Genomic DNA, 21,892 nt, shown 5'->3' with positions numbered 1-21,892 from the left:
AATGACTAATGACTCATGACTCATGACTACTAACTAATGACTGGTGAGATTGTAATTATTGGTGGCGGCGTTATTGGTTTGGCGATCGCCGTTGAATTGAAGTGGCGCGGGGCAAATGTCACCGTGCTTTGTCGTGATTTTCAGGGTGCTGCTTCCCACGCCGCCGCCGGGATGTTAGCCCCAGATGCGGAGCAAATCACCGATGGGGCGATGAAATCTTTGTGTTGGCGATCGCGCTCATTATATCCAGACTGGACGCAAAAACTACAAGATTTAACAGGCTTAAATACTGGTTACTGGGCTTGTGGGATTTTAGCACCTGTTTATGAGGGGGGAGACAAGGTAGACAAGGGAGACAAGGTAGACAAGGGGGACAAGGGAGAATCGCCTGCTTACTGGTTGGATAAAACAGCTATTCATCAATATCAGCCAGGGTTGGGGGCAGATGTGGTTGGCGGTTGGTGGTATCCAGAGGATGCCCAAGTTGATAATCGGGCTTTAGTTCATGTGTTGTGGACGGCGGCTGAGTCTTTGGGTGTGGAACTCAAGGATGGTATCACAGTGGAAGCTTTCTTACAACAACAAGGACAGGTTCTCGGTGTCCAAACCAACATGGGAATCATTCGGGCTGACCATTATGTTTTGGCTACGGGTGCTTGGTCAAATCAATTACTGCCAATTCCTGTATTTCCCCGTAAAGGGCAAATGTTAAGTCTCCGAGTTCCCGAATCTCTGCCGGAACTGCCTTTAAAGCGGGTGTTATTTGGAGACAATATTTACATTGTACCCAGGCGTAACGGTTCTATTATTATTGGGGCAACTAGTGAAGATGTGGGCTTTACTCCCCACAACACCCCAGATGGCATTCAAACTTTACTTCAAGGAGCAATTCGCTTATATCCCCAATTACAGCATTATCCCATTGCAGAATTTTGGTGGGGATTTCGCCCTGGTACTCCTGATGAATTGCCCATTTTAGGCACTAGCCACTGTCCAAACCTCACCTTAGCTACAGGTCATTACCGCAATGGGATCTTACTTGCACCCGTAACTGCTAAACTGATCGCTGATTTAGTTTGGGAACAAAAATCAGACCCTCTCCTCTCCCATTTTCACTATTCCCGCTTTCAAAAACAGCCATCTACCCCCATGCTCATACATTCCCCAGTCCCCAGTCTCCAATCCCCAATCCCCAGTCCCGACACTCCCCTAATTATCGCTGGTAAAAACTTTCATTCCCGCTTGATGACTGGTACAGGCAAATATCGCAGCATCGAAGATATGCAGCAAAGTGTAGAGGCTAGTGGTTGTCAAATTGTCACGGTAGCGGTGCGACGGGTGCAAACTAAAGCACCAGGACATGAAGGTTTAGCGGAAGCTTTAGATTGGTCAAAAATTTGGATGTTGCCCAATACCGCAGGTTGTCAAACCGCAGAAGAGGCGATTCGGGTGGCACGTTTGGGACGAGAAATGGCGAAACTATTGGGACAGGAAGATAATAACTTTGTCAAGTTAGAAGTTATACCAGATCCTAAATATTTACTTCCTGATCCCATTGGCACACTGCAAGCTGCCGAACAACTGGTAAAAGAAGGTTTTGCGGTGTTGCCTTATATTAATGCTGATCCTATGCTAGCCAAACGTTTAGAAGAAGTGGGGTGTGCTACAGTCATGCCTTTAGCATCTCCCATTGGTTCGGGACAAGGGTTAAAAACAACAGCGAATATTCAGATCATTATTGAAAATGCCAAAATACCTGTAGTTGTAGATGCTGGTATTGGCGCACCTTCCGAAGCGGCGCAAGCAATGGAATTAGGTGCAGATGCGCTATTAATTAATAGTGCGATCGCATTAGCTCAAAATCCCCCAGCAATGGCGCGTGCTATGAATTTAGCCGCACAAGCCGGTCGTCTTGCCTATTTAGCTGGAAGAATGCCCATCAAAACCTACGCCAGTGCTAGTTCTCCTCTCACTGGTACGATTAGTTAGTTAACCTTCCAACACAATCTTTTCAGGTCAGTTAGTAAAATGAAAGGAAATACCAACCTGACAGTAACTTATGCTAAAAACCATTGAAGGCATCTATCAGGATGGGCAAATTCAGCTCACCGAGATACCACAGGATATTAGCGATCGCTCTCAAGTTCTTGTAACTTTTCTTGATCCTAGCAAAATTGACCCTGTGAAACTACGCCAACTCATAGACCAGTTGGAGACTATACAAGGGATTCAGCAAGGTTTAGAAGAATTAAACTCTGGTCAAACTCGTCCAATTGGGGACTTTATTCAAGAAATGCAGCAAAAATATGGCATTTCAAGTTGAAATTACTAATATTGCGGCAAATCAAATTGAACAATCCTATCGCTGGTACCGAGAGCGTAATCCTGAATTTGCTGATCGTTGGTTTCGAGGCTTAATGAATGCTATTGCTACTCTACAGGAAAAACCTCAGCGTTGTCCTTTAGCAATCGAACATGAGATTTTTCCAGAAGAAGTACGACAATTTCTTTATGGGAAATATAAAAATATATATCGAGTGCTTTTTACGCTTCGAGATGACACAGTTTATGTATTATATGTTCGCCATCATGCCCAAGCACCTTTGACACTCCATGAGATAGAAGAGCTAGAAGATGGCCTTTAAGATTTTCATGTCAGAGTTTTTATATTTACAGTTAAGGATTATTGAGGAATGTAAGGATTTGTATCTATTATGGTGAGGACTCAAGATATATCTTTTTGACACTCTCCGCACTTTTAGGGCGGAGATTCTTGGTTCAATGAGTCCACTTAACCTAGACCCCTTGCGGTATCTAAGCCAGAGGTGGTTCTCTCCCCAAGCGTTAAGTTCCGGTATGCCCTACCGTACTTGCATTACTGAGGCAGTGCGTTGGGCGGGTTTCCCGACTCCCTCACTGCCATGCAAAATTTGTTTGTTAGGGGCATATTGCTATATGCCCGTACAATGCTGTTCGTCTAGTACCTGTGAATCTTTTACCTACTTCCAGGTGATACTAAAACTACGAAGTAGAACCCTCTAAATTCAGTTGTCAAGGTGCAGCGTCTGCGTTTTAGGCAGCAAATGGGTTTTTCAAGTGGTTAATTACCCTTCCACATCTTCATAATTGTATCAAAAGCCGTCCTAAAAGCGATGCACTGAGGTTGCCGAAGTGGACGGGGTTTTAGACCCAGTTTTTCGATAAAATGAGATAAAAGATTAAGCGTAAGGAAATAATTCATGCCCTATACCAGCGAAGAAGGCGGACTTTTAAATAATTTTGCTAAAGAACCAAAGATTTACCAAGCAGAACCTCCTACCGCTACACAGAAGCGAAATTATGTCATTTTAGGAGTTGCTGCTGCGACTTTAGTGGGTGGTTTAATTTTTGTCGCCTTCTCTGTTTCTAACCTCAGCTGAAAACACAAACTTTTCTAATCTTGTCTTTCAAGTTGATTCAGGTTTCCTTGCTCTAGAAACCTGTTTCTTTATTTTTTGTTAAGATTAATTTTTATATCCTAAAAGAATATTTGATACAAGTGTTTTCATAAAAACTTAACAAATCAAGATAAACAGTAGGAAATTTCGTATAGATTTATCCTGATTATAGTAATAACCACTTGTTCATAGTCATAGTTTAGACATTAATATTGCTTGGATGCACCTTGTAGAAAGTTTAAACTAATTGTGGTTGTACTTTGGCCGTTGAGCTTTCATGAGCGTGAATGATACCCCACACTCCGATAATTCTGCTTGGAATCGGCAAGTATATCATCGCCTAAAACTTGCCTTGAGTCTTGGTTTACGGCGACAGATTTTTTTGGCTGTATGTGATGATTTACACTTAAGAAATCAAGTTGCTGCTAGACTGCACTCTACATTGGCTTATCCTGTGGGACAAGTGCTGTATCAGCCAGCTAATGGACAGGAAACTAGTACACCAGCTTATCCCCGATTAGTGACTTTGCGGTTAAATCTAAATGAGCCAAATCCTATAGAACAAATTAATCAATGGCTCAATGATTATCCTCCACCAGTAGTAGGTGCATCAAAGGATACACCAGGCCGACCCTTACCAATACCAACCTTTCAAATTGTGGGTGTGGAACAGTTGACTAAACAATCAGTGGCCAGTCAACGGTTATTTTTGCATTATTTACGCTTAAGCGAACAATACTTTTTATCTCAGGAATCGAGCCGTTTTCTAGAATCTAGTGTGCTGTTGTGGGTGTCGCGTCCCTGGTTATTGGCTATTCAGCAGTCTGCACCACAGTTTTGGCGTTGGCGTACTGGTGTGTTTGTATTTGCGGGAGAACCCACACCCGCAACCCAAAATACATCCCATCCAGAAAGGTTTCCTAGTTCCCAGAGTTTGTTAGATGATTCTGGTATGGAAACAGAAGTTAGAACTACAGCCAATACAGAACTTGAGTTTAGGGAAGGCCTCAACTTCCCAGGACAAACATTAGTTAATTACACTAATTCACAACAGGAGTCTTTAGAGTCACTTGCTCAAGAATCTACTAATCAACAAAAACCAGGCGATATTAGGTCTAGTGAAGTTGAAAAATTATCCTTGTCTACCTTGACTCATGTGAGTCAAGAATTGGTAGACCTGGTGTTGGCAACAATTAACACCATCAAACATACAGAAAGTGAAGATGAGTGGCAACCACAAGAACTACTGTTAGAGATTGAGAGACTACACGCACAAAAAGCTGCTGGGGAAATTTTAGCGGTTGCTTATCACCAATTGGGTAATCTCTATCGTCTACAAATTGAGCAGGGACAGTCAAATTTAGAAAATTTAATGGTGGCAATTATTGCTTATCAGGAAGCAATTACTTACGATGAAAAATCACCCCAACTACCAGATACTTTAAATGACTTAGGTACACTCTATTGGATGTTGTATCGCACACCACCCAATGTAGAAGAAGGGCAAAGTTATATAGAACAGGGGATTGAGTTTTATAAATTGGCGTTAAAAATGATTTCCCCAGAGACGCATTTAGATACTTATGCACGGGTGCAAAATAATTTGGGGACAGCCTATGGTGATTTAGCACGATTTACCAGTCCGGCGGAGAATTGGCAACAGGCGGTTTTTGCCTATGGGGAAGCATTGGGTTATAGGACAGTAGAATCAGATCCTTTAAAGTATGCGGCTTGCCAAAATAATTTAGGGACTGCTTACTGGCATTTAGCGCAATATAATCAGCCGGTCGTACATTTAAAGAAAGCGATCGCAGCTTATCAACAAGCATTAGCTTACTACAATCCCCAAACAGAACCGCTTAAGTATGGGATGATTCAAAATAATATCGGTACAGCTTATTGGAACTTAGCACAGTATGAACAACCAGGCTCAAATCTCCAGTCTGCAATTGATGTGTACTCTGAAGCTTTAAAGTATCGGACTCCGGCTCATGTTCCTAGTGCTTGTGCGGCGACACAAAATAATTTGGGTACAGCTTATTGGCATTTAGCAAACTTGCCTCAAACTCCTAAACAAGCACGACAAAAGTTACTGCAACTATCTATTCATGCCTATGAAGAAGCGGTGGCATTAGCTAATTCCCTCGGTAGTGGGTCGTTGAGCTTTGATTTATTTGCAACTTACAATAATTTAGGACTAGCTCATTATCAGTTAGTTACAGATAATACCTTTAATGGTGATAAAACATTGCGATCGCAACATTTAGAAGCCGCATTAGATAATCATTTGCTAGCCTTAAATGGTTTAAGCAAACAACCGGAAGCTTATCAAACAACTTTTGCTTATGTCGTGAAAACAGTCCGAGCGTTTCACAATGAATTAGGTATTCAAGGACAAAATTTGGCACTATCTAAAGTGCCTGGACATTTGCTACCGGAGATTTTAGGGAAGTTGTAGGGGCATATCAATTCAAAATTCAAAATTCAAAATTCAAAATTAAAGAATTGTGGGCATGGGGCATGGGGCATTGGGCAGGGAGCAGGGGGGTAATTTTGAATTGAGTCAATCACAGCTTACCAGTTGCGCCAACCGCCTTTGGGTGATAGTTCACTGGTGTATGTTTGCCCGTGATTTTGTAATAAGGTTTGATATTCTTGACTACTAGCCCAACGATCAATTTCTCTAGCTCTGAGAACTGGTACAGGGTGGGTTAATTCGGCTGTACGGGCTAATTTCACCATTTCCCCTAGCTCAGTTTTACTAATATCATCATAGGCACGAGCTTGGGCAATGAAGGCATCAAGATTGAGTTTGGGGGCGAGGGTGGGTGAACCGCCGGCTAATTTCATTAATACGGACATTACCACCTGGGGATTTTGGGTGGCTAGTAATGCGGCGCGATCGCAGGTAAACTCAGCACAGCGTACCCATTCTAAAAGTTGTGTTTGTATACTTTGGGCAATCACAGCCCCAACGTTAGGTAATATAGCTGCTGCTAAGACTAACAAATTGACAGGTGTTAAATAAACACTGTGGTCACACTTGAGATGTCCTAACTCATGGGCAATTACTGCCTGGATTTCCTCTGGAGTTAGGATATCAATTAAAGAAGTGTGCAGCACCACAAAAGGCTGCTTACCCCGCATGGCAAAAGTATAGGCGTTAGGTGCAGGATGTTGCCTAACATATAATTGCGGCGGTTCAATATCTAAAATCTTGCAAGCTTCTATTAACAGGTTGTGTAACTCAGGTAGTTGCTTTTCACCTACCAAAACACTAGAAGCAATATTTTCGACATAAAAAACCTGCTCTGCCATTGGCCCTAGCAAGTTTCGCACTATCATATCCAAACCTGGTATCTGCTTGAGAGTTTTCGTAGCTTCCAAGTCCAATGGATGACGAAACGAGTCAGCTTTTAAACCGATGAGCGAAGATTTAAGCACAGACATGATTTAGACGACTGGAAAAACAAAATATCAACAGCCTCCCACAGTTAGTATAACGATTTAGGGTAGGGGTAGGAGGCAGGGGGCAGGGGGCAGGGGGAGGACTTTCCCCTTGTCTACCTTGTCTACCTTGTCTACCTTGTCTACCTTGTCTACCTTGTCTACCTTCCAGTCCCCATTAATTCGTTACAGCTTCTGTATCTGCTGACACGTCACCAATTCGGAGGATTTTCGCACCTAATTTTTGCAATTTGACATCAATTTGATCGTAGCCCCGATCAAGGTGATGTAATCCCTGAATTGTGGTTTGTCCTTCGGCGGCTAGTCCGGCTAAGACTAAGGCGGCTGATGCTCTTAAGTCAGTCCCAATGACTGGCGCACCAGAAAGTATTGGTACACCCCGCACAAAGGCGGTATTACCTTTTACCCGGATGTCTGCACCCAAGCGATTGAGTTCAGAAGCATGACGAAGGCGATTTTCAAATACAGCTTCATTAATGATGCTGTCGCCTTCTGCTAAGGTAAGTAAAGCCATGAACGGTGCTTGCATATCGGTGGGAAAGCCTGGATGGGGCAAGGTTTCAATGTCCGTGGCCTTCAGGGTTTGCGCCGGTAGAATGCGTAAGCAGTTTGGTGCTTCTTCAATGATAGTTGCACCAATATCCCGCAGCTTGGCAATGACTGGAATTAAATGGTCTGGGACGACTGGGGAAAGGCTGATGTCTGAGCGCGTGATAGCTCCCGCTACTAAAAATGTACCAGCTTCGATGCGATCGGGAATAATTGAATAGTCGATAGAATGCAATTTGGCAACGCCAACTACAGTGATAGTGCTAGTACCAGCACCCTGTATTTTTGCTCCCATTGCATTACAGAAATTAGCTAAATCAACTACTTCCGGCTCGCGTGCCGCATTTTCAATAATGGTTTCGCCATCGGCTAGAGTCGCAGCCATCATCAAGGTTTCGGTTGCGCCCACACTGGGAGTATCAAGATAGATTTTTGCACCTTTTAATCTCCCATTAGTACTGGGAACATAAGCATTACAAATACCATGTTCTATTTGTACCTCTGCTCCCATTGCTTGCAGTCCTCGGACGTGCAGGTCAACTGGTCTAGCACCAATGGCACAACCCCCAGGTAATGGCATTTGTGCGACTCCGAGACGGGCTAAAATCGGGCCAATGGCAAAGAAACTAGCCCGCAATTGGGTAACAAGTTCATAAGGTGCTTTGGATGTGGCGATGTCGCTGGCATTGATATCTAAAATATCCGCGTCTCTAGTTAGACGTACACCTAATGCTGAGATTACCTCAGCCATTCGTTCTACGTCTGCCAATAAGGGAACGTTACGAATGCGACAATCTCCTGAACATAACAAAGCTCCAGCCATGATGACCAAGGCTGAGTTTTTCGCCCCACTAATTGTTACATGACCCCGTAAAGGATGCCCACCCCATATTTGCAAGACTGAGGAGTCTACTTCAACAACAGGTTTAGCATCTGGTAGGCTGCTAGAAGGATTAATAATACTACCTCCAAAATAAACACTTAATTTTATAAGTTAGAAGTTGGTTTTGATTCTACAGTAAAGAGTCGATTTGTCTACATTATTGTCTTTATTTTTGTCCTTAAATTAAACTTATTTATGGAAAGCAACGGGTAACTCCAAGGTTTTAACTGATTCGGGAGGGCAGTTCCCCACTGAACCTGTTGACGAAGTGTTCCTGTTCGCGGTAGTGTTGCGTAGCAAAGGGTAAGGTCGGTAGCGGAATGATAGCCCGGTCAAAAAGGAAACGCTTTTCTGACAACATTAACCGTAGGTTAATCAAGTTTAGTCTTGGTACACTAGATAAAGACCTCTTTTACGTCTTGATCGACAATAATAAAAGCGGCTAACTTTATATAATTTCTAATTTGTTCATGGTTATAGCAGCTAGTGTGATATCGTTTCTGCTCACGCCTTTGACTTTAGGCTCTTTCTTGCCCTCCCTACCCCTAGATAGCTTGTTTTCCACCCAGGGCATCATGGTGATGTTACTAGCAGCCTACGCAGGTGCTATGTGGCTATTCCTCACCAGCGCGCCCAAAGTGCATACTGTGATGGTGTCTGATTTAGAGATTGCCCGACAATTATATGAGGGTCTTCTTGATTTGCCAGCCGCAGAAGTACCATTACACTATTACTACAACTACGAACAAACCATAGGCGCGACGGGGATAGATCCTTTGTATATGTCCACCAGTCCGAGTTGGTCTGGTAAAACTATCAACAACGGTAATGATGGATTATGGTATCAATTAAAGAAAAACACCCAACTGCACGTTATTAGTGGTGCAAGTTTAGGTACTAAAAATCAGCAACGTCACGTTTGTTTTGATCGTGATTGCTTAGAAATGATTTTATTAAGAGTAGAAACACGGGGCTTAAAATTTAAGATTCGCAATCAAAAACCCCTAAATTTTCTAGTTAAAGACTACGAAGGGCGGATTATTGAAATAGCTGAAGTGGCGAATTAGTGATGGGCATTGGGCATTGGGCATTGGGCATGGGGCATTGGGCATTGGGCATTGGGCATTGGGCATATCAATTCAAAATTCAAAATTGAAGAGTTTTACTCCCCCTGCTGCCCTGCTCCCTTGTCTCCCTTCCCTCCCTTGTCTCCCTTGTCTCCCTTGTCTCCCTTGTCTCCCTTGTCTCCCTGCTCCCTGCTCCCTGCTCCCTACTCCCCCTACCCTCCTAAACCGCCATCTGTTCAATAATTCCCCCGCCGAGAACTTTTTCGCCGTCGTACCAGACAGCCGCTTGTCCGGGGGTGATGCTGAATTGGGGTTCGTTAAACACTAAACGCACGCGGGAGTTTTCTAAGGGTATCACTGTCACCGGTTCAGGTGTGGAACGATAGCGAATTTGTACTTCTGCACGAATGGGGGAAGTGGGTTCAGCCATAGATACCCAATTTACTCGGCTGACTGTACATTCTGGTTGAGTTGCTTTGGTGCGATCGCCTACTACTACTCTATTATTTGCTGCGTCTAATTCAATCACATACAACGGTTCAGCCGCCGCAATTCCTAAACCTTTGCGTTGACCGATTGTGTAATGATGGACACCATCATGTTGCCCCAAAACTTTGCCTGTGATATCGACAATATCACCTGTTTTGGGTGCAAGATATTTATCTAAAAATGACCGCATTGAGCCGTTGCTTTCTACTAAGCATAGGTCTTGACTTTCTGGCTTGTCAGCAGTCTTTAACCCGTGTTCCGCAGCTATCCGGCGGGTGTCGGCTTTTTGCATTTCCCCTAGAGGAAATAAGGATGCTGCTAGTAAATCTTGAGACAAATCATACAGAAAGTAGGATTGGTCTTTATTCCTGTCAATAGCTCTTAATAATTCGTAACGACCCGTGACTTGATTATAGTTAATGCGGGCATAATGACCGGTGGCAATGCGATCGCATCCCAATTGTTCACGGGCATATTGTACCATTGGGCCGAACTTCACGGTTTTATTGCACTGGGAGCAAGGTAAGGGGGTAATGCCCACGCTGTAACCACTCACCAGATAATCAACAATTTGGTTTTGAAAGACATCCCGCATATCGACAACTTGATGAGGAATGCCCAATTGTTCACAAATATAAGCCGCGTCGATCATTCCTTCAGAGCAACATTGCCCCTTGCCTTTCATTAGCCAAAGGGTTAAACCAATCACTTCATAGCCCTGATGGTGGAGAATAGCGGCGGCGGTGGAACTATCAACGCCACCCGAAAGACCAACGACGACTTTTTTCATATCTTTATCAGTTAAACCGGGCGTTATCGCTTCGCTGAAGTAAAAATTTACCTTGCGATCGCCAACTACAACGCCAAAAATTTTTAACTGCTCAATTCTAACATATCTACCTTAAAGCCTTATAGCAGTGCGTCTGTAGATATCAGGAGGGATAGTTGCCTCATTGCTGAGGTGGAGCAACTAATTGAAAAAAGTAATGAGTAGTAAGTAATGAGTAATGAGTAAGAAATTTACTCATTACTCATGAATGATGTACCTTACTTAGTTCAAAAGTGCTGTAATAGGGCATCCTGCATGGGAAGATATTACCAATGCCCCATGCCCCATGCCCCATGCCCCATGCCCTTTTGCGTATTGTATTATTCACTTTTAAATAGACCAAATATAGGAGCAAGAATCATTCCAAATACAAAGCCCCCAATATGCGCCCAATAAGCTACTCCCCCAGTTTCAACACTCATATTGGCAGCAGTTTGTAGACTTGCTAGACCAGAGATCACATTTTGAACAAAGAATACACCAATTAATACCATCGCTGGAATACTGATTGTAGTGACAAAAATACCTAAGAAAATTAAAGTTGTGACTCTAGCATAGGGAAAGCGGATCAAATATGCACCCAAAACACCGGAAATTGCACCGCTAGCCCCCAAGGAAGGAATAGTTGAATACATGGCAATAAACCACTGACACGCCGCAGCTAAAGCACCACAGGTCAAATAGAAAATTAGATATTTAGCATGACCCAAACGGTCTTCAATATTATTACCAAATACCCAAAGAAAGACCATATTAGAAATTAAGTGCCACCAACCACCGTGTAAAAATTGGGAAGTAAATAAAGTTGTCCACTCCACAGCTAAATTAGTGGTTAATTGTTCTGGTACTACTGCATACTGATTAAAGAACAAGTTCAATTGAGTATCAGATAAACTCAATTCATGTAGAAAAATTATAACGTTCATCCCAATTATACCGTAAGTAAAATATGGGGTGATGCGGGTCGGGTTGTCATCGTAGAGTGGAAACACAGGTGTTTTTCCTAATCGCGGATAGATAAGTGCAATATACCTTGAATTTAAAGTCTATGTATGACCACACTATCAAAACCACCAATTCCAGAATAGAATTTATGTAACTAATACCAATTCTCTATGAAGTTGCGCCCAATAAATGATGTAGAGACGTTGCATGCAACGTCTCTACAGTGCAGAATAAAGTGCATCTATGGCTACGCCAGGCAAGCTACATCCAGAAACGGTATAAGTAGCCGTTCGTAGTTAGGACTTTAGTGTTGATTATAGTTGCATTGCGATCGCCACACAAAACTAAAATTTTCACTATCAGAGGCTATTTACCCCTGATGTGAATTACGAAAACCGCCTATCCGATAAATAGTAGAGGCTGGTTAACAAACATCGTTAATGATTAACTTTTGATCTCGGTGAACCCGCCCCTACAAATATCTAACGCCGTGTGCAGGTTGAGAGAAAGTTACACACGGCGTTAATTTATCTTGTAGAAATGTGATAATTTGCGTCTGATATAACAAAAAAAAGAAATTTGGAGATATTTACTTTAAATCTACGAATAATTACAAATTACTAAGTTATTGCCTCAAGAGATTGACAAGAATACGTAATACATCTAATTAAATTTGTAGGGTGCGTTAAAGCAACGCGTAACGCACCGTATGATAGTGATGCGTTATACCAATTATCTATGAAGTTGCGCCCAATAAATGATGTAGAGACGTTGCATGCAACGTCTCTACAGTACAGAATAAAGTGCATCTATGGCTACGCCAGGCAAGCTACATCAAGAAACGGTATTACGGCTATATATTACTGGCTCACACGCTTACATCTTTACACATCTGTAACATACCCCATTTAATATTTACTTTATAAATAAGCTCTAAAAGCCGAATATTATTTATGAATAAAACTAAACTTAAGCAAAAATCTTTATTCAAAATATGTACATTAACTGTAACTATAACTATTAGTTTGGCTCTTAGCAGTTGCACACCTCAAAGACGAGCAATGTTGCGAATAACTGCCGAGAAATTTCATGATCAAGTTCTGGATGCAATGACATCAGTTAAGCAAATTTATACCCTGACTAATGTACCCATAGAATCCTCCATATCTCGTGATTTAATTGCCCGCCAATTATTAACAGATACTACTATAGATTTTAGCAATATTAGCGAAGTCAATAAAATTATTACCCAAGATGACGAAACAGATAAGCCACCATCGGAATTTGAGCGTGAATTAGAGAATTTAACAGCAGAATATGACACAGCATTAGAGATATTTCAAAATATTGAAAATATCGATTATGGGAGTTCTAAAATAGTTGCTCAAACTGCACAGCCTGCAAGATGCTTAACTGTGAAAATGCTACTATTAGCAAAGCAGATTGAATCTAGACCACCAAAACCAAAAAATCCACAACGGGTAATTATTAGTTTAAGGTTAAACCAACTCCAGAAACAATACAATAACCCAGAACTATCTCCTCAAGCAAATCAAGAAGAAATTAAACGCCAAGTTACAGAACAAATAGACGAATGGTTAGCGGTGAATGCTGCTGAGAAACAAATCATAGATGAATCTATATATAAACTAGTGATAGCTGCCGATACGGGACGCAAACTATCAAAATTGATTGATGATTATGGAAATTTGAATTTTGAAGTAATCGCTACTAGAGTTACTCAAATTCTGGGAGTTACATCTAGTGTAACTGGCAGAGATTATACTTCAGTCTTGACAAAAATGAAAACTTTAGAAACTGCAATTAATGAAGATCCGACTTTGCGAGACTTTATTCGAGAAGTATCTTTTAAAAGTCGCCGTCCCCAAACATCACAACCAAAATTATGTCAACAAATATAAAATTATATTTAGGACTTACGCAACTGACTGGCATATTTTTTATGTAGGGTGTGTGACGCTGTGAAAGAATTTGAACGTAGTGATGAGAGTTATAGCGTCACGCACCAACCATCAATTGTGACACTTGCGTAAGTTCTGACATTGTTATCTACGCAGTTAAAAACTTGTTGATTTTTTATTCTTAACTGTTAACAATTCCTGTAGAATATAGGCAATAATTTGTAAATTCATAAGATATATAAGAATTGAGGAACTTTTTATGTCAAATAATGATGAAATTATAAATAAACTACAAGCTATAGTTTCTCAATTTAATATTACTCCCAACTCAGAAATAGATATAGAACAACTTCATCAAACCGTATCAGATTTAGAAACTATTTTGCCACAGTTGCAATTTGAATTAATCAATGCACGTATGGATAGTAATTGGGAGCAAGCAAAGAAGTTAAGGGAAGCAGAAAAGGAATGTAGAAAAGCTCTTGATAGTGTCAATGCTGCTATTCTGCGTTCAACTATCATTGGCATTAATCAAGAAAATTTAACTGAAATGCAGAAAATCTTACATGAAGTGCAAACTGCATCTCAAACCCAACGCCGAATAGATGTAATTATCGCCTCTCTGCGATTTGTCAGGAAATTTTTTGGCTAAATTCGTAGAGTAGTAAAAATAATTCCAAGTTCGTAGTAAGGACTTTAGTCCTGATAACAAACTCGATGAGAATACTATTATTAGGACTTACGTAAGTGTGACATTCAATATGTATTGTATTATTGTAGGGTGCGTCAGACTTATTAAATGGTGGAAGTAAACAGATTTTTGGTGTCTGACGCATATTGGTGTGGATAAGAGGTGATAATTAGACGCAATTCATCACCTCTCTACAGGAGGCTTTGGAGTTGTGTGAAGATTTTTTTTGCTGAGTTAATTTATTGCCAGAAAAAACCAGAAAATAGCAATGGTAAAAGTATTAAAGCAAAAACGATGAGAACTAGAGTTCCCGGATCAATTTTAATGTGGTTATCTGGTGGTTTAGTCATTTTTTTAGGAGTTTAGGTTAGAAAAACTATTGACTATTGATTACTTTGACATTGCCCTTCTCACTTTCTCAACTTGTTTAGGTGCTGGCATCTCATGAAAATGTGCGATCGCTCTGTTAAAATTATCCTCACTCTGTTTGATATCACCAATTCTTTGATAAGTTAAACCTAACTGATAGTATGCTTTAGCTAAGTTACATTTATCAGAGACTTTGATCATGCTATTAATAGCTTCTTGATGTTTATTTATCGCCACTGCAAACTCTCCCTGTTCTCGATACAAAGAGGCTAAACAAGATATACCTCTGGCTTCTAAAAAAGAAAAACCATTGTTTTGGCAATGGGTAATTGCTTGGTTACAATTTTCTAAAGCCGTTTCTATTTGTCCTAAATTTTTGTAGGTTAAGCTGATAAATAATAAACTCACTCCTCGACCCCACGAGGTTAATCTATGGTTTAATAATCCTTTATGTATTTCTTCTAACATAGAAGTTACATGATCATGATCACCAATGGAAGATTCTAAATAAGCTAAACAACATAAAGAATATACAACATATTGATAATAATTTTTCTGATTAGCTACCAATTTTTTTACTGACTCTAAAATATACTTAGCTCGTTCCACTTCCCATAAATCTATATCACACAAACCCAAGTTAAAAATACTTGATACTTTCTCTTGAAAAAAATCACATTGTGTAGATATCTCGCTGGCTCTATGGTGACAATCCATCGCCACAGAAATGTTACCAATTTGGTGATAGGCTCGTCCTAAGATGTTATACAATATGCTCAAATGACATTCTGATTGTAAGTTCTCAATTAAAGGATTGATCACAGCAATCAATGTTTCTAATAGACCAAGCCTAGTAAATAATACTCCTAAAGATAGAACATCATCCCATTTATTTTGCCTACCTTGAATAATCACATTGGCAGCTTGCTCAAAATCACCAATTTCTATATAGTGATGATAAGCTTCTAGGGCAGTCAGCGCATTTTGATGGTCTTCAATTTTCGTAACACTAGTATTCCAAAACTCAGCAGCTTTACGGTTAGCAATTTCCCATTCTCCGCATTGCTTTAATCTAGCGATCGCCTCCGTACAAATCACCGGATGTAGCCAATATTTCCCTTTCCGATATTCTATCAATAAACGGTCAAATAAAGATTTGATAACTCTTTTTGATTGCAGTTCTGGTACATCCCACAATAAACATTGGAGTCCTTGTAAAACGACATGATTTATATCTTGATAACGATAGCAACCCAACCGACACAGAAGTTTATAAGCTTCCTTGTCCATTTGTTCTAGTCGCTCAAATTGACTCGAAACTAAATGTTCTAACTCTCTTTCAATTAATAAATCATCCCAATTTTCTCGCCAATAAACATCTGCATTGCCATCAAAATCCGTCACAATTACACCACTGATAATTTGCATCGCCTTCGCATTACCACCAAAGGCTTGCCACATTTGGCTCAATGCAGTTACACTTCCCTTGATCTGACGAATTGTAAAGAATTGTTGCCAAGCCGACTCTTCCAACCCTTTGAGAGCATAAAAATTGACATCAACTCCAGATTCATAGAGGCGTTCTCGACTGGTAATTAATGTGACTGATTGAACTGTAGGATCTGCTAAAACTCTTAATAATTCTATATAGGAACGACGCTCAGGAATAATACAACCGTGTTTATCTAAAGCTGATTCCAGATTATCAATTAATATTCCTGTTTTTCTGGTTTCATCCCGGAGTTTGCGCCGCAGTCGGTCAAGATTGATACCAAATTCCTTACCTGGTTCTTCGTTGAAGTATCCCCGCAACCATTCCTCAACGACACTTTCCACGGAAACAATATTTTGGCTTTCCTTCGCCATCCATAATTCCAGCAGATAAAAACCCTGAGTTTTGAGATACTTACGCGCTAAGGTAGTTTTCCCAACACCACCTTTCCCTTGAATCAGAATAATTTTTGCCCCATGATTGACTAGGGAATTAAGTTCAACAATTTCACGATCGCGTCCCACAAAGTTATAATCTGGTGCTTGTGGGTTGCTATTGTTGAACGGTGGATTTAAAATAGGTGTCGGTCTTATAGATACTTGGGATCTCCAGAATCTCTCCACAACTGCGTGAAAAGTCAACTTCGAGACTTTTTCCCCCACTGTATCTGAAAGTATATGCCACAGTTCCGCTCCTACTGCTTTCAAATGTGCTTCCGTGTAGCCGCAATTGTCAGCCATATCTTGATACGTCTGTTTTTTATCCTCCCACGCAGAACGTAAGATGATCCTCTGAACTGTATCAAGACGTTTCCCTGTGTGATCAAACACCAACTTATCCAAAAGCTCTAAAGCTTCTTCTGCACCCATCGATCAATAGTCTGTATCCTTGTTGGTTTATTATACTCATATTTTCACCAATTCTCGCCTTATTCCCATACCACAAACTACTTTTTCCTACCAAGTGGAAAATACTTAACTTACTGAATCCGACTGCAAACTAAATCAAACTGTATTATTCTTGTAATCAATACAGGCAAGTTAGGTTAATTGCCAAGTGAATGTGGTTGAGGAAAGATATAAACTGCTACTACTTTTAATTAAATATTGAGCAATCATAACTGAATAACCCATATTTTCTAGCAAAACTGAATAACAGTAGCAGATACTAAATAGGCAATAAATATTAACTAACTGGATTCTGTAGAGAGTGTTGATAAATAGTATGTAAATTTCCACTCTACAGGAGTTTCAACAATGTTAAATCAAGATTGTCGTCACGATTGTAATCACAGTTATTGTCCATTTGCTCAAGATAGCAAGAACCCAAATCGGTACGTTTGTCTTAAATGTGGTGTTGAGCGAGAAATCAATAAATACTCTGGTTTTGGTTCTTTTTTCCTGCTGTTGTTAATGTTATTTGCAGCATTTCAACTCATCATTGCTATAGAAAGACAAAACTATCCCAATCAGCAACAAGAAATGCAACAGTCAGAAATTATCAGCGAGTAGTTAGGAAAAAAGGGTGTAGGGGTATAAGGGTGTAAGGGTGTCAGGGAAGAAAATTATCATGCCTTTTTCTCTGTCACCTCTCTCAAACATTTTTCTCCCATTATTTTCAGGAGTGCAGTATGAATACCAATCAAGATACCATGCTATTTCGTGTTGCTTCTAGGTCGTTAAAGTACTTTTTGTTAATGTTCCTTGGGTTTTCTATTGTCTATGCTCTGTCTAATGCTTTAGGCGTGTTACACATCATTCCCCTACTGATTTATGTTTTACAACATTTATTTGTACCCTTGGGAATCATAGTTTTTTGTTTAGTTGCAGTCACCGTAATTTTTGAATCCTTGCGTTAGTCAGATATGATGGTTTGTAGTCATACCAATTCTCTATGAAGTTGCTCTAAATAAATGATGTAGAGACGTTGCATGCAACGTCTCTACAGTACAAAATAAAGTGCATCTATGGCTACGCCAGGCAAGCTACATCAAGAAACGGTATCAGCACTTTAGTACAGAGAAAATCAGGACTAAAGTCCTTACTACGAACCTTTTCTACATTTTTTTACTTCTTCCAAGGAAATTTTGTACCCATTTCCGTTAAGGCTGAAAAAATGAGATACGCAATTAATAAACCAACACCTGCAAAAAAAGCTAGTAAATCATTATCCATAAAAAAAGCCCGCTTGAGCGGACTAGGGTAGAAGGGTCAAATGATCGAAATTGACTATGAGATTCTTAAATCCCTCTTGTATTGTTAGCAATTAAGTCTTTAAAATCAAGTATCAAGCAACAAATTTCCGGCATATTTCTATCAATTATGTCTTTGGTTGTAGATACGAGTAATATAAAAAACATTCACAGTCAAATTAACTAAAAAACTTCTCTACGCATCGAATAAATATCTCTACACCTATTCCCAAGGCAGTTTCATCAAAATCAAACCGGGGATGATGATGGGGATAGGCTAAATCTTTTTCTGGGTTAGCAGAACCCACAAAGAAATAACAACCAGGAACTTCTTGTAAAAAAAATGACATATCCTCACCGCCCATAGTTTGGCATTCTGGGACTATCCCCATAGGTGTCTCAACAACTTCCTCGGCAACCGATCGCACTAATTCCGCAATCCTCGTATTATTAATTACAGGGGGATACAGTGACCAATATTGTAAATCATACTTTGCCCCGTGACTTTGACAAATCCCGGCAATAATTTGTTCAATGCGTTGATGAAAAAAGCCTTGGAAAGCGGGGTTAAAATACCTCACTGTTCCTTTCATCGTAGCTGTATCCGCAATCACATTGTAAGTTGTCCCGGCGTGGAGTGCGCCCACAGTCACCACAGCAGAATCAATGGGGTTGACATTCCGTGCCACAATCGTCTGTAAAGCGTTGACAATTTGGGCAGCCACTACCACAGAGTCAACGGTTTGATGAGGTATTGCACCATGTCCACCTTTACCCCAAATTTGACAGTCAAATAACTCTACTGCCGCCATCAATGCGCCACTGCGGACTCCCACCGTTCCCAAGGGTAAATTATTCCACAGGTGCAACCCGATAATTGCATCAACATCAGGGTTTTTCAACACTCCAGCCTCAATCATTGGCTTTGCGCCCCCTGGACTTTCTTCGGCAGGCTGGAAGATAATTTTTACTGTACCCGCAAAATCCTGGCGATGCTCTTGTAAATAATAAGCTGTTCCCAGAGCGATCGCAGTATGTCCATCATGTCCGCAGGCGTGCATGATACCATCATGTTGGGAACAATAAGGTACTTCATTCAGTTCTTGAATTGGCAAAGCATCCATATCTGCGCGAATTGCCAACACTGGGGAATCTGGACTGGGGGATTTTGTCCCTGTAATCGTTGCTACTATACCCGTTTTAGCGATGCCAGTTTGATGCTCAATTCCCCAAGTTTGTAACTTATCAGCAATAAACTCAGCCGTTAGCCGTTCTTGAAAACCTAACTCTGGTTGTTGATGTAATCGCCGTCGCCATTCTACCAACTGTGGTTGTAATGCGCGAATTGCTAAACGCACACGGGATAAGTCAAGGGAAGCCGGAGTAGGAAAGCTAGAAACCATCTCAACTATGTTTTGGCGCACAACTGGGTTATTTTCTCAGTTTATCGTTAGCGAACACCAAAAAGTTCACTAACCCAATATGCAACTTATTAGACCTCTTGCATAAATATCTTCCCATGCCCAATGCCCAATGCCCCATGCCCATTATTGAATTTGCAAAACCACAAGAGTCATATCATCATTATTTTGTCTATCAGGGCCAATAAATTGCTGTACTTGATCAAATAAGTAATCCACAATTTCCTGGGGGCTAGTACAGTATCTACAAGCCGTATGGAAGGCAGCAATAAAGTTTTCTTCGTCGAAGCGATCGCCACTAGCCGCCGCCGCATCCGTCAAACCATCTGTATAATAAATAATGGTATCCCCAGGCTCTAACTGTGCTTGGGCATCTTCATACTGACTATTGGCATCCAAGCCAATTAACATTCCCAAAGTATCTAAGCGAGTAATCGTTTTTGTCGCTGCGTGCCACCATAAAGGAGGGTTGTGTGCGGCGTTGCTATAAGATAAAACACGGTTTTGGGGATTATACTCCGAGTAAAATAAGGTGATAAAGCGGTGGGAATTTTCCAAATCCGCATACATGACTCGATTCAAGTTTTGCAACACTCCCCCAGGGGAATTACCATGCAAAACTTCACCTCGTAGCATTCCCCGCATCATCGTCATAATCAAACCAGCAGGCACACCTTTACCCATTACATCCCCAATTACTAAACCCCAACGTCCCCCATTCTGACTACTGGTAATGATGTGAGGATACATTTGATTGTGATTAGTGGGAATAAAATCATAGTAGTCTCCACCTACACGATTAGCAGGTTTACACCGTGCTGCCAACACAGCACCAGGAATAGCAGGACATTGACGGGGTAGCAGTCGCCTTTGAATCTCCGCACCAATTTCTAATTCTTGGTCTAAACGTTCTTTTTTTCTCAGTTCTACCGCTAATTCATCATTTTCAATTGCTACCGCCGTTTGGTCTGCTACTAGCCTGACTAACTTTTGTCTAGTTTCTGTCCAACTATATTCCGGGTCGCGGCTCAGTACATATAACCATCCCCGTTCTGTGTGCTTAACTAAAATTGCTGTGCCGAAAATCTGCACATCTGGCCCCAGGTGGTGGTGCATCTGCGCGTCTAAAATCCCGGTTGCTGTGGCTAGAGGTGCGCTATTAGCGGCCAGGGAAACTTGACTACTAGCAGTTTCTAAAGCTTTACGGATGTTTTTGCGCTGGCGACTATCCTGCCAATGCAACTGCTCTAATCTAATTTGACCATTAGGCTTATAAAGAAACAATGCACTGCCATCAGCGTCAGTAACTCTTGTGGCCATTAACGGAATCAGTTCCAAAAACTGATTCAAATTATTAAAGCTTCTGAGGGCAAATCCCAAGGAACTGAGCAAATCTTGAATTTTATTCTGTTCTCGGTGCAACCTGGCCACAAGTTCTTTGAGTGCTACAACTGGTGTGACATCGGCTGTAGTAGCACTATGATTGTTTTCAGTAGGTTGAAATGGCACTTGAGACACAGTTAAAGTTACTATCGCACTGGAAAAATAGACATTAGATTACTTATACAATTTTTGCCTTCAAATTGCTAAACCATATTGAGTCAAGATTTGTCACTTTAGCAAGAGTAAAAAGACGTAAGACATAACTCGATATAAGTATGACATTCGGTGATCAAAGTTATATCTCAACAGAAGAATATTAATAAATGTATTTTTCGGCAGAACTTTGACCGTAAAAATCCGTAATTTTCCTTCTGTGTGAGTAAAGCCTTAACACTTGCATATCTTAACTAGCAAATCATACATCTTCAGACACCGAAATTCCGAACTATCTAGAGGGTTTTTGCTCAACTAAAAAAAGAACTATAGATGTTGATAACACATAAATGCCAAAAAAACACATTATCCCACAGCAAAGTGGATTATTAGTGATGAGTTTGAGCAAAAATAGCAGTTGACAGTTGTAAAAGTTCTCACTGATTTTTTCCTCCCCCTGCCCCCTGCCTGACAGGTGTAGGTTTTTTGCCAGTTTTACTAACCCCTACACCCTTACACTAGGCTGTTGACTCTGTACCTTTTTTGGGATTTTGTCCATGCAAAAAATGTGCGTAGTTACGATGGCTGAAACTGTGTTTTGAG

The 21,892-nt window shown here is 40.8% G+C and carries 18 protein-coding genes; 10 read left to right on the top strand and 8 right to left on the bottom strand.

Features of this window, described 5'->3' with window-relative positions; all coding sequences use genetic code 11:
• Positions 1-36 precede the first annotated feature (36 nt).
• From thiO to ACPZ3T_RS29035, 5 genes are all read left to right on the top strand, one after another.
• Positions 37-1,989, top strand: coding sequence for a glycine oxidase ThiO (thiO, locus tag ACPZ3T_RS29055; RefSeq protein ID WP_490272894.1), 1,953 nt, complete (start codon positions 37-39; stop codon positions 1,987-1,989).
• Positions 1,990-2,059: 70 nt separating this feature from the next.
• A complete protein-coding gene (locus tag ACPZ3T_RS29050) occupies positions 2,060-2,323 on the top strand; it encodes a hypothetical protein (protein WP_490272893.1) in 264 nt (87 codons plus the stop codon).
• A complete protein-coding gene (locus ACPZ3T_RS29045; protein WP_490272892.1) occupies positions 2,307-2,645 on the top strand; it encodes a type II toxin-antitoxin system RelE/ParE family toxin in 339 nt (112 codons plus the stop codon). Before ACPZ3T_RS29050 ends, ACPZ3T_RS29045 begins: the two co-directional genes overlap by 17 nt.
• Before the next feature lie 594 nt (positions 2,646-3,239).
• A complete protein-coding gene (gene psb34, locus ACPZ3T_RS29040; RefSeq protein WP_490272891.1) occupies positions 3,240-3,419 on the top strand; it encodes a photosystem II assembly protein Psb34 in 180 nt (59 codons plus the stop codon).
• Positions 3,420-3,714: 295 nt separating this feature from the next.
• Positions 3,715-5,895: a tetratricopeptide repeat protein gene (locus ACPZ3T_RS29035; protein WP_490272890.1), complete on the top strand. Its 2,181-nt coding sequence runs from the start codon at positions 3,715-3,717 to the stop codon at positions 5,893-5,895.
• Positions 5,896-6,011: 116 nt separating this feature from the next.
• On the opposite strand, the gene ACPZ3T_RS29030 is transcribed toward ACPZ3T_RS29035, so the two are convergent.
• A complete protein-coding gene (locus ACPZ3T_RS29030) occupies positions 6,012-6,887 on the bottom strand; it encodes a M48 family metallopeptidase (protein ID WP_490272889.1) in 876 nt (291 codons plus the stop codon).
• 175 nt (positions 6,888-7,062) lie between these two features.
• Entirely contained in the window at positions 7,063-8,412 is a 1,350-nt protein-coding gene (gene murA, locus ACPZ3T_RS29025) for a UDP-N-acetylglucosamine 1-carboxyvinyltransferase (RefSeq protein WP_490277408.1), read from the bottom strand.
• Between the two features lie 395 nt (positions 8,413-8,807).
• Here murA and ACPZ3T_RS29020 point away from each other — a divergent pair, with 395 nt between their 5' ends.
• Positions 8,808-9,404 (top strand): glyoxalase-like domain protein, encoded by a 597-nt coding sequence (locus ACPZ3T_RS29020; RefSeq protein ID WP_490272888.1) that lies wholly within the window; start codon positions 8,808-8,810, stop codon positions 9,402-9,404.
• 72 nt (positions 9,405-9,476) lie between these two features.
• Here ACPZ3T_RS29020 and ACPZ3T_RS29015 read toward each other — a convergent pair whose 3' ends face one another.
• The 3 genes from ACPZ3T_RS29015 to ACPZ3T_RS29005 all read right to left on the bottom strand — a co-directional run bounded on the left by ACPZ3T_RS29015 (position 9,477) and on the right by ACPZ3T_RS29005 (position 11,714).
• Positions 9,477-9,644, bottom strand: a complete 168-nt coding sequence (locus ACPZ3T_RS29015) for a hypothetical protein (RefSeq protein ID WP_490272887.1) — start codon at positions 9,642-9,644, stop codon at positions 9,477-9,479.
• Complete coding sequence (gene mnmA / locus ACPZ3T_RS29010) at positions 9,625-10,683, bottom strand: tRNA 2-thiouridine(34) synthase MnmA (RefSeq protein ID WP_490272886.1); 1,059 nt, start codon at positions 10,681-10,683, stop codon at positions 9,625-9,627. The genes ACPZ3T_RS29015 and mnmA overlap by 20 nt, the downstream gene beginning before the upstream one ends.
• Positions 10,684-11,042: 359 nt before the next feature.
• Positions 11,043-11,714 (bottom strand): rhomboid family intramembrane serine protease, encoded by a 672-nt coding sequence (locus ACPZ3T_RS29005; protein WP_490272885.1) that lies wholly within the window; start codon positions 11,712-11,714, stop codon positions 11,043-11,045.
• Positions 11,715-12,620: 906 nt separating this feature from the next.
• Between ACPZ3T_RS29005 and ACPZ3T_RS29000 the strand changes: the two genes are divergently transcribed.
• Both ACPZ3T_RS29000 and ACPZ3T_RS28995 read left to right on the top strand, forming a co-directional pair.
• Positions 12,621-13,589 (top strand): hypothetical protein, encoded by a 969-nt coding sequence (locus tag ACPZ3T_RS29000; protein WP_490272884.1) that lies wholly within the window; start codon positions 12,621-12,623, stop codon positions 13,587-13,589.
• A gap of 259 nt (positions 13,590-13,848) precedes the next feature.
• Positions 13,849-14,241: a hypothetical protein gene (locus ACPZ3T_RS28995; RefSeq protein WP_490272883.1), complete on the top strand. Its 393-nt coding sequence runs from the start codon at positions 13,849-13,851 to the stop codon at positions 14,239-14,241.
• A gap of 429 nt (positions 14,242-14,670) precedes the next feature.
• Here the strand turns inward: ACPZ3T_RS28995 and ACPZ3T_RS28990 are convergent, their stop codons facing one another.
• Positions 14,671-17,010: a tetratricopeptide repeat protein gene (locus ACPZ3T_RS28990; protein WP_490272882.1), complete on the bottom strand. Its 2,340-nt coding sequence runs from the start codon at positions 17,008-17,010 to the stop codon at positions 14,671-14,673.
• A 387-nt stretch (positions 17,011-17,397) separates the two neighbouring features.
• Here ACPZ3T_RS28990 and ACPZ3T_RS28985 point away from each other — a divergent pair, with 387 nt between their 5' ends.
• Complete coding sequence (locus ACPZ3T_RS28985; RefSeq protein ID WP_490272881.1) at positions 17,398-17,652, top strand: hypothetical protein; 255 nt, start codon at positions 17,398-17,400, stop codon at positions 17,650-17,652.
• A gap of 119 nt (positions 17,653-17,771) precedes the next feature.
• Positions 17,772-17,999 (top strand): hypothetical protein, encoded by a 228-nt coding sequence (locus ACPZ3T_RS28980; protein WP_490272880.1) that lies wholly within the window; start codon positions 17,772-17,774, stop codon positions 17,997-17,999.
• 512 nt (positions 18,000-18,511) lie between these two features.
• On the opposite strand, the gene ACPZ3T_RS28975 is transcribed toward ACPZ3T_RS28980, so the two are convergent.
• Together ACPZ3T_RS28975 and ACPZ3T_RS28970 are read right to left on the bottom strand one after the other, a co-directional pair.
• Positions 18,512-19,735: a M20 family metallopeptidase gene (locus tag ACPZ3T_RS28975; RefSeq protein WP_490277407.1), complete on the bottom strand. Its 1,224-nt coding sequence runs from the start codon at positions 19,733-19,735 to the stop codon at positions 18,512-18,514.
• 144 nt (positions 19,736-19,879) lie between these two features.
• On the bottom strand, positions 19,880-21,271 hold the full coding sequence (locus ACPZ3T_RS28970) for a PP2C family protein-serine/threonine phosphatase (RefSeq protein WP_490272879.1): 1,392 nt from the start codon (positions 21,269-21,271) through the stop codon (positions 19,880-19,882).
• Positions 21,272-21,892: the final 621 nt, after the last annotated feature.

The organism is Aliinostoc maniaoense (assembly GCF_058172895.1).
Note: the sequence above shows the minus strand (reverse complement) of the source record. Positions and strands in the feature narration are given on the sequence as shown.

Excerpts from the sequence above, each read along its gene's own strand:
- ACPZ3T_RS29045 (WP_490272892.1), top strand. The coding sequence starts at position 2,307 with ATGGCATTTCAAGTTGAAATTACTAATATTGCGGCAAATCAAATTGAA.
- mnmA (WP_490272886.1), bottom strand. The coding sequence starts at position 10,683 with ATGAAAAAAGTCGTCGTTGGTCTTTCGGGTGGCGTTGATAGTTCCACC.
- ACPZ3T_RS28995 (WP_490272883.1), top strand. The coding sequence starts at position 13,849 with ATGTCAAATAATGATGAAATTATAAATAAACTACAAGCTATAGTTTCT.
- ACPZ3T_RS29030 (WP_490272889.1), bottom strand. The coding sequence starts at position 6,887 with ATGTCTGTGCTTAAATCTTCGCTCATCGGTTTAAAAGCTGACTCGTTT.
- ACPZ3T_RS28980 (WP_490272880.1), top strand. The coding sequence starts at position 17,772 with ATGAATACCAATCAAGATACCATGCTATTTCGTGTTGCTTCTAGGTCG.
- ACPZ3T_RS29050 (WP_490272893.1), top strand. The coding sequence starts at position 2,060 with ATGCTAAAAACCATTGAAGGCATCTATCAGGATGGGCAAATTCAGCTC.
- psb34 (WP_490272891.1), top strand. The coding sequence starts at position 3,240 with ATGCCCTATACCAGCGAAGAAGGCGGACTTTTAAATAATTTTGCTAAA.
- ACPZ3T_RS28985 (WP_490272881.1), top strand. The coding sequence starts at position 17,398 with ATGTTAAATCAAGATTGTCGTCACGATTGTAATCACAGTTATTGTCCA.
- thiO (WP_490272894.1), top strand. The coding sequence starts at position 37 with ATGACTGGTGAGATTGTAATTATTGGTGGCGGCGTTATTGGTTTGGCG.
- ACPZ3T_RS29035 (WP_490272890.1), top strand. The coding sequence starts at position 3,715 with ATGAGCGTGAATGATACCCCACACTCCGATAATTCTGCTTGGAATCGG.
- ACPZ3T_RS29000 (WP_490272884.1), top strand. The coding sequence starts at position 12,621 with ATGAATAAAACTAAACTTAAGCAAAAATCTTTATTCAAAATATGTACA.
- ACPZ3T_RS28975 (WP_490277407.1), bottom strand. The coding sequence starts at position 19,735 with ATGGTTTCTAGCTTTCCTACTCCGGCTTCCCTTGACTTATCCCGTGTG.
- ACPZ3T_RS28990 (WP_490272882.1), bottom strand. The coding sequence starts at position 17,010 with ATGGGTGCAGAAGAAGCTTTAGAGCTTTTGGATAAGTTGGTGTTTGAT.
- ACPZ3T_RS29020 (WP_490272888.1), top strand. The coding sequence starts at position 8,808 with ATGGTTATAGCAGCTAGTGTGATATCGTTTCTGCTCACGCCTTTGACT.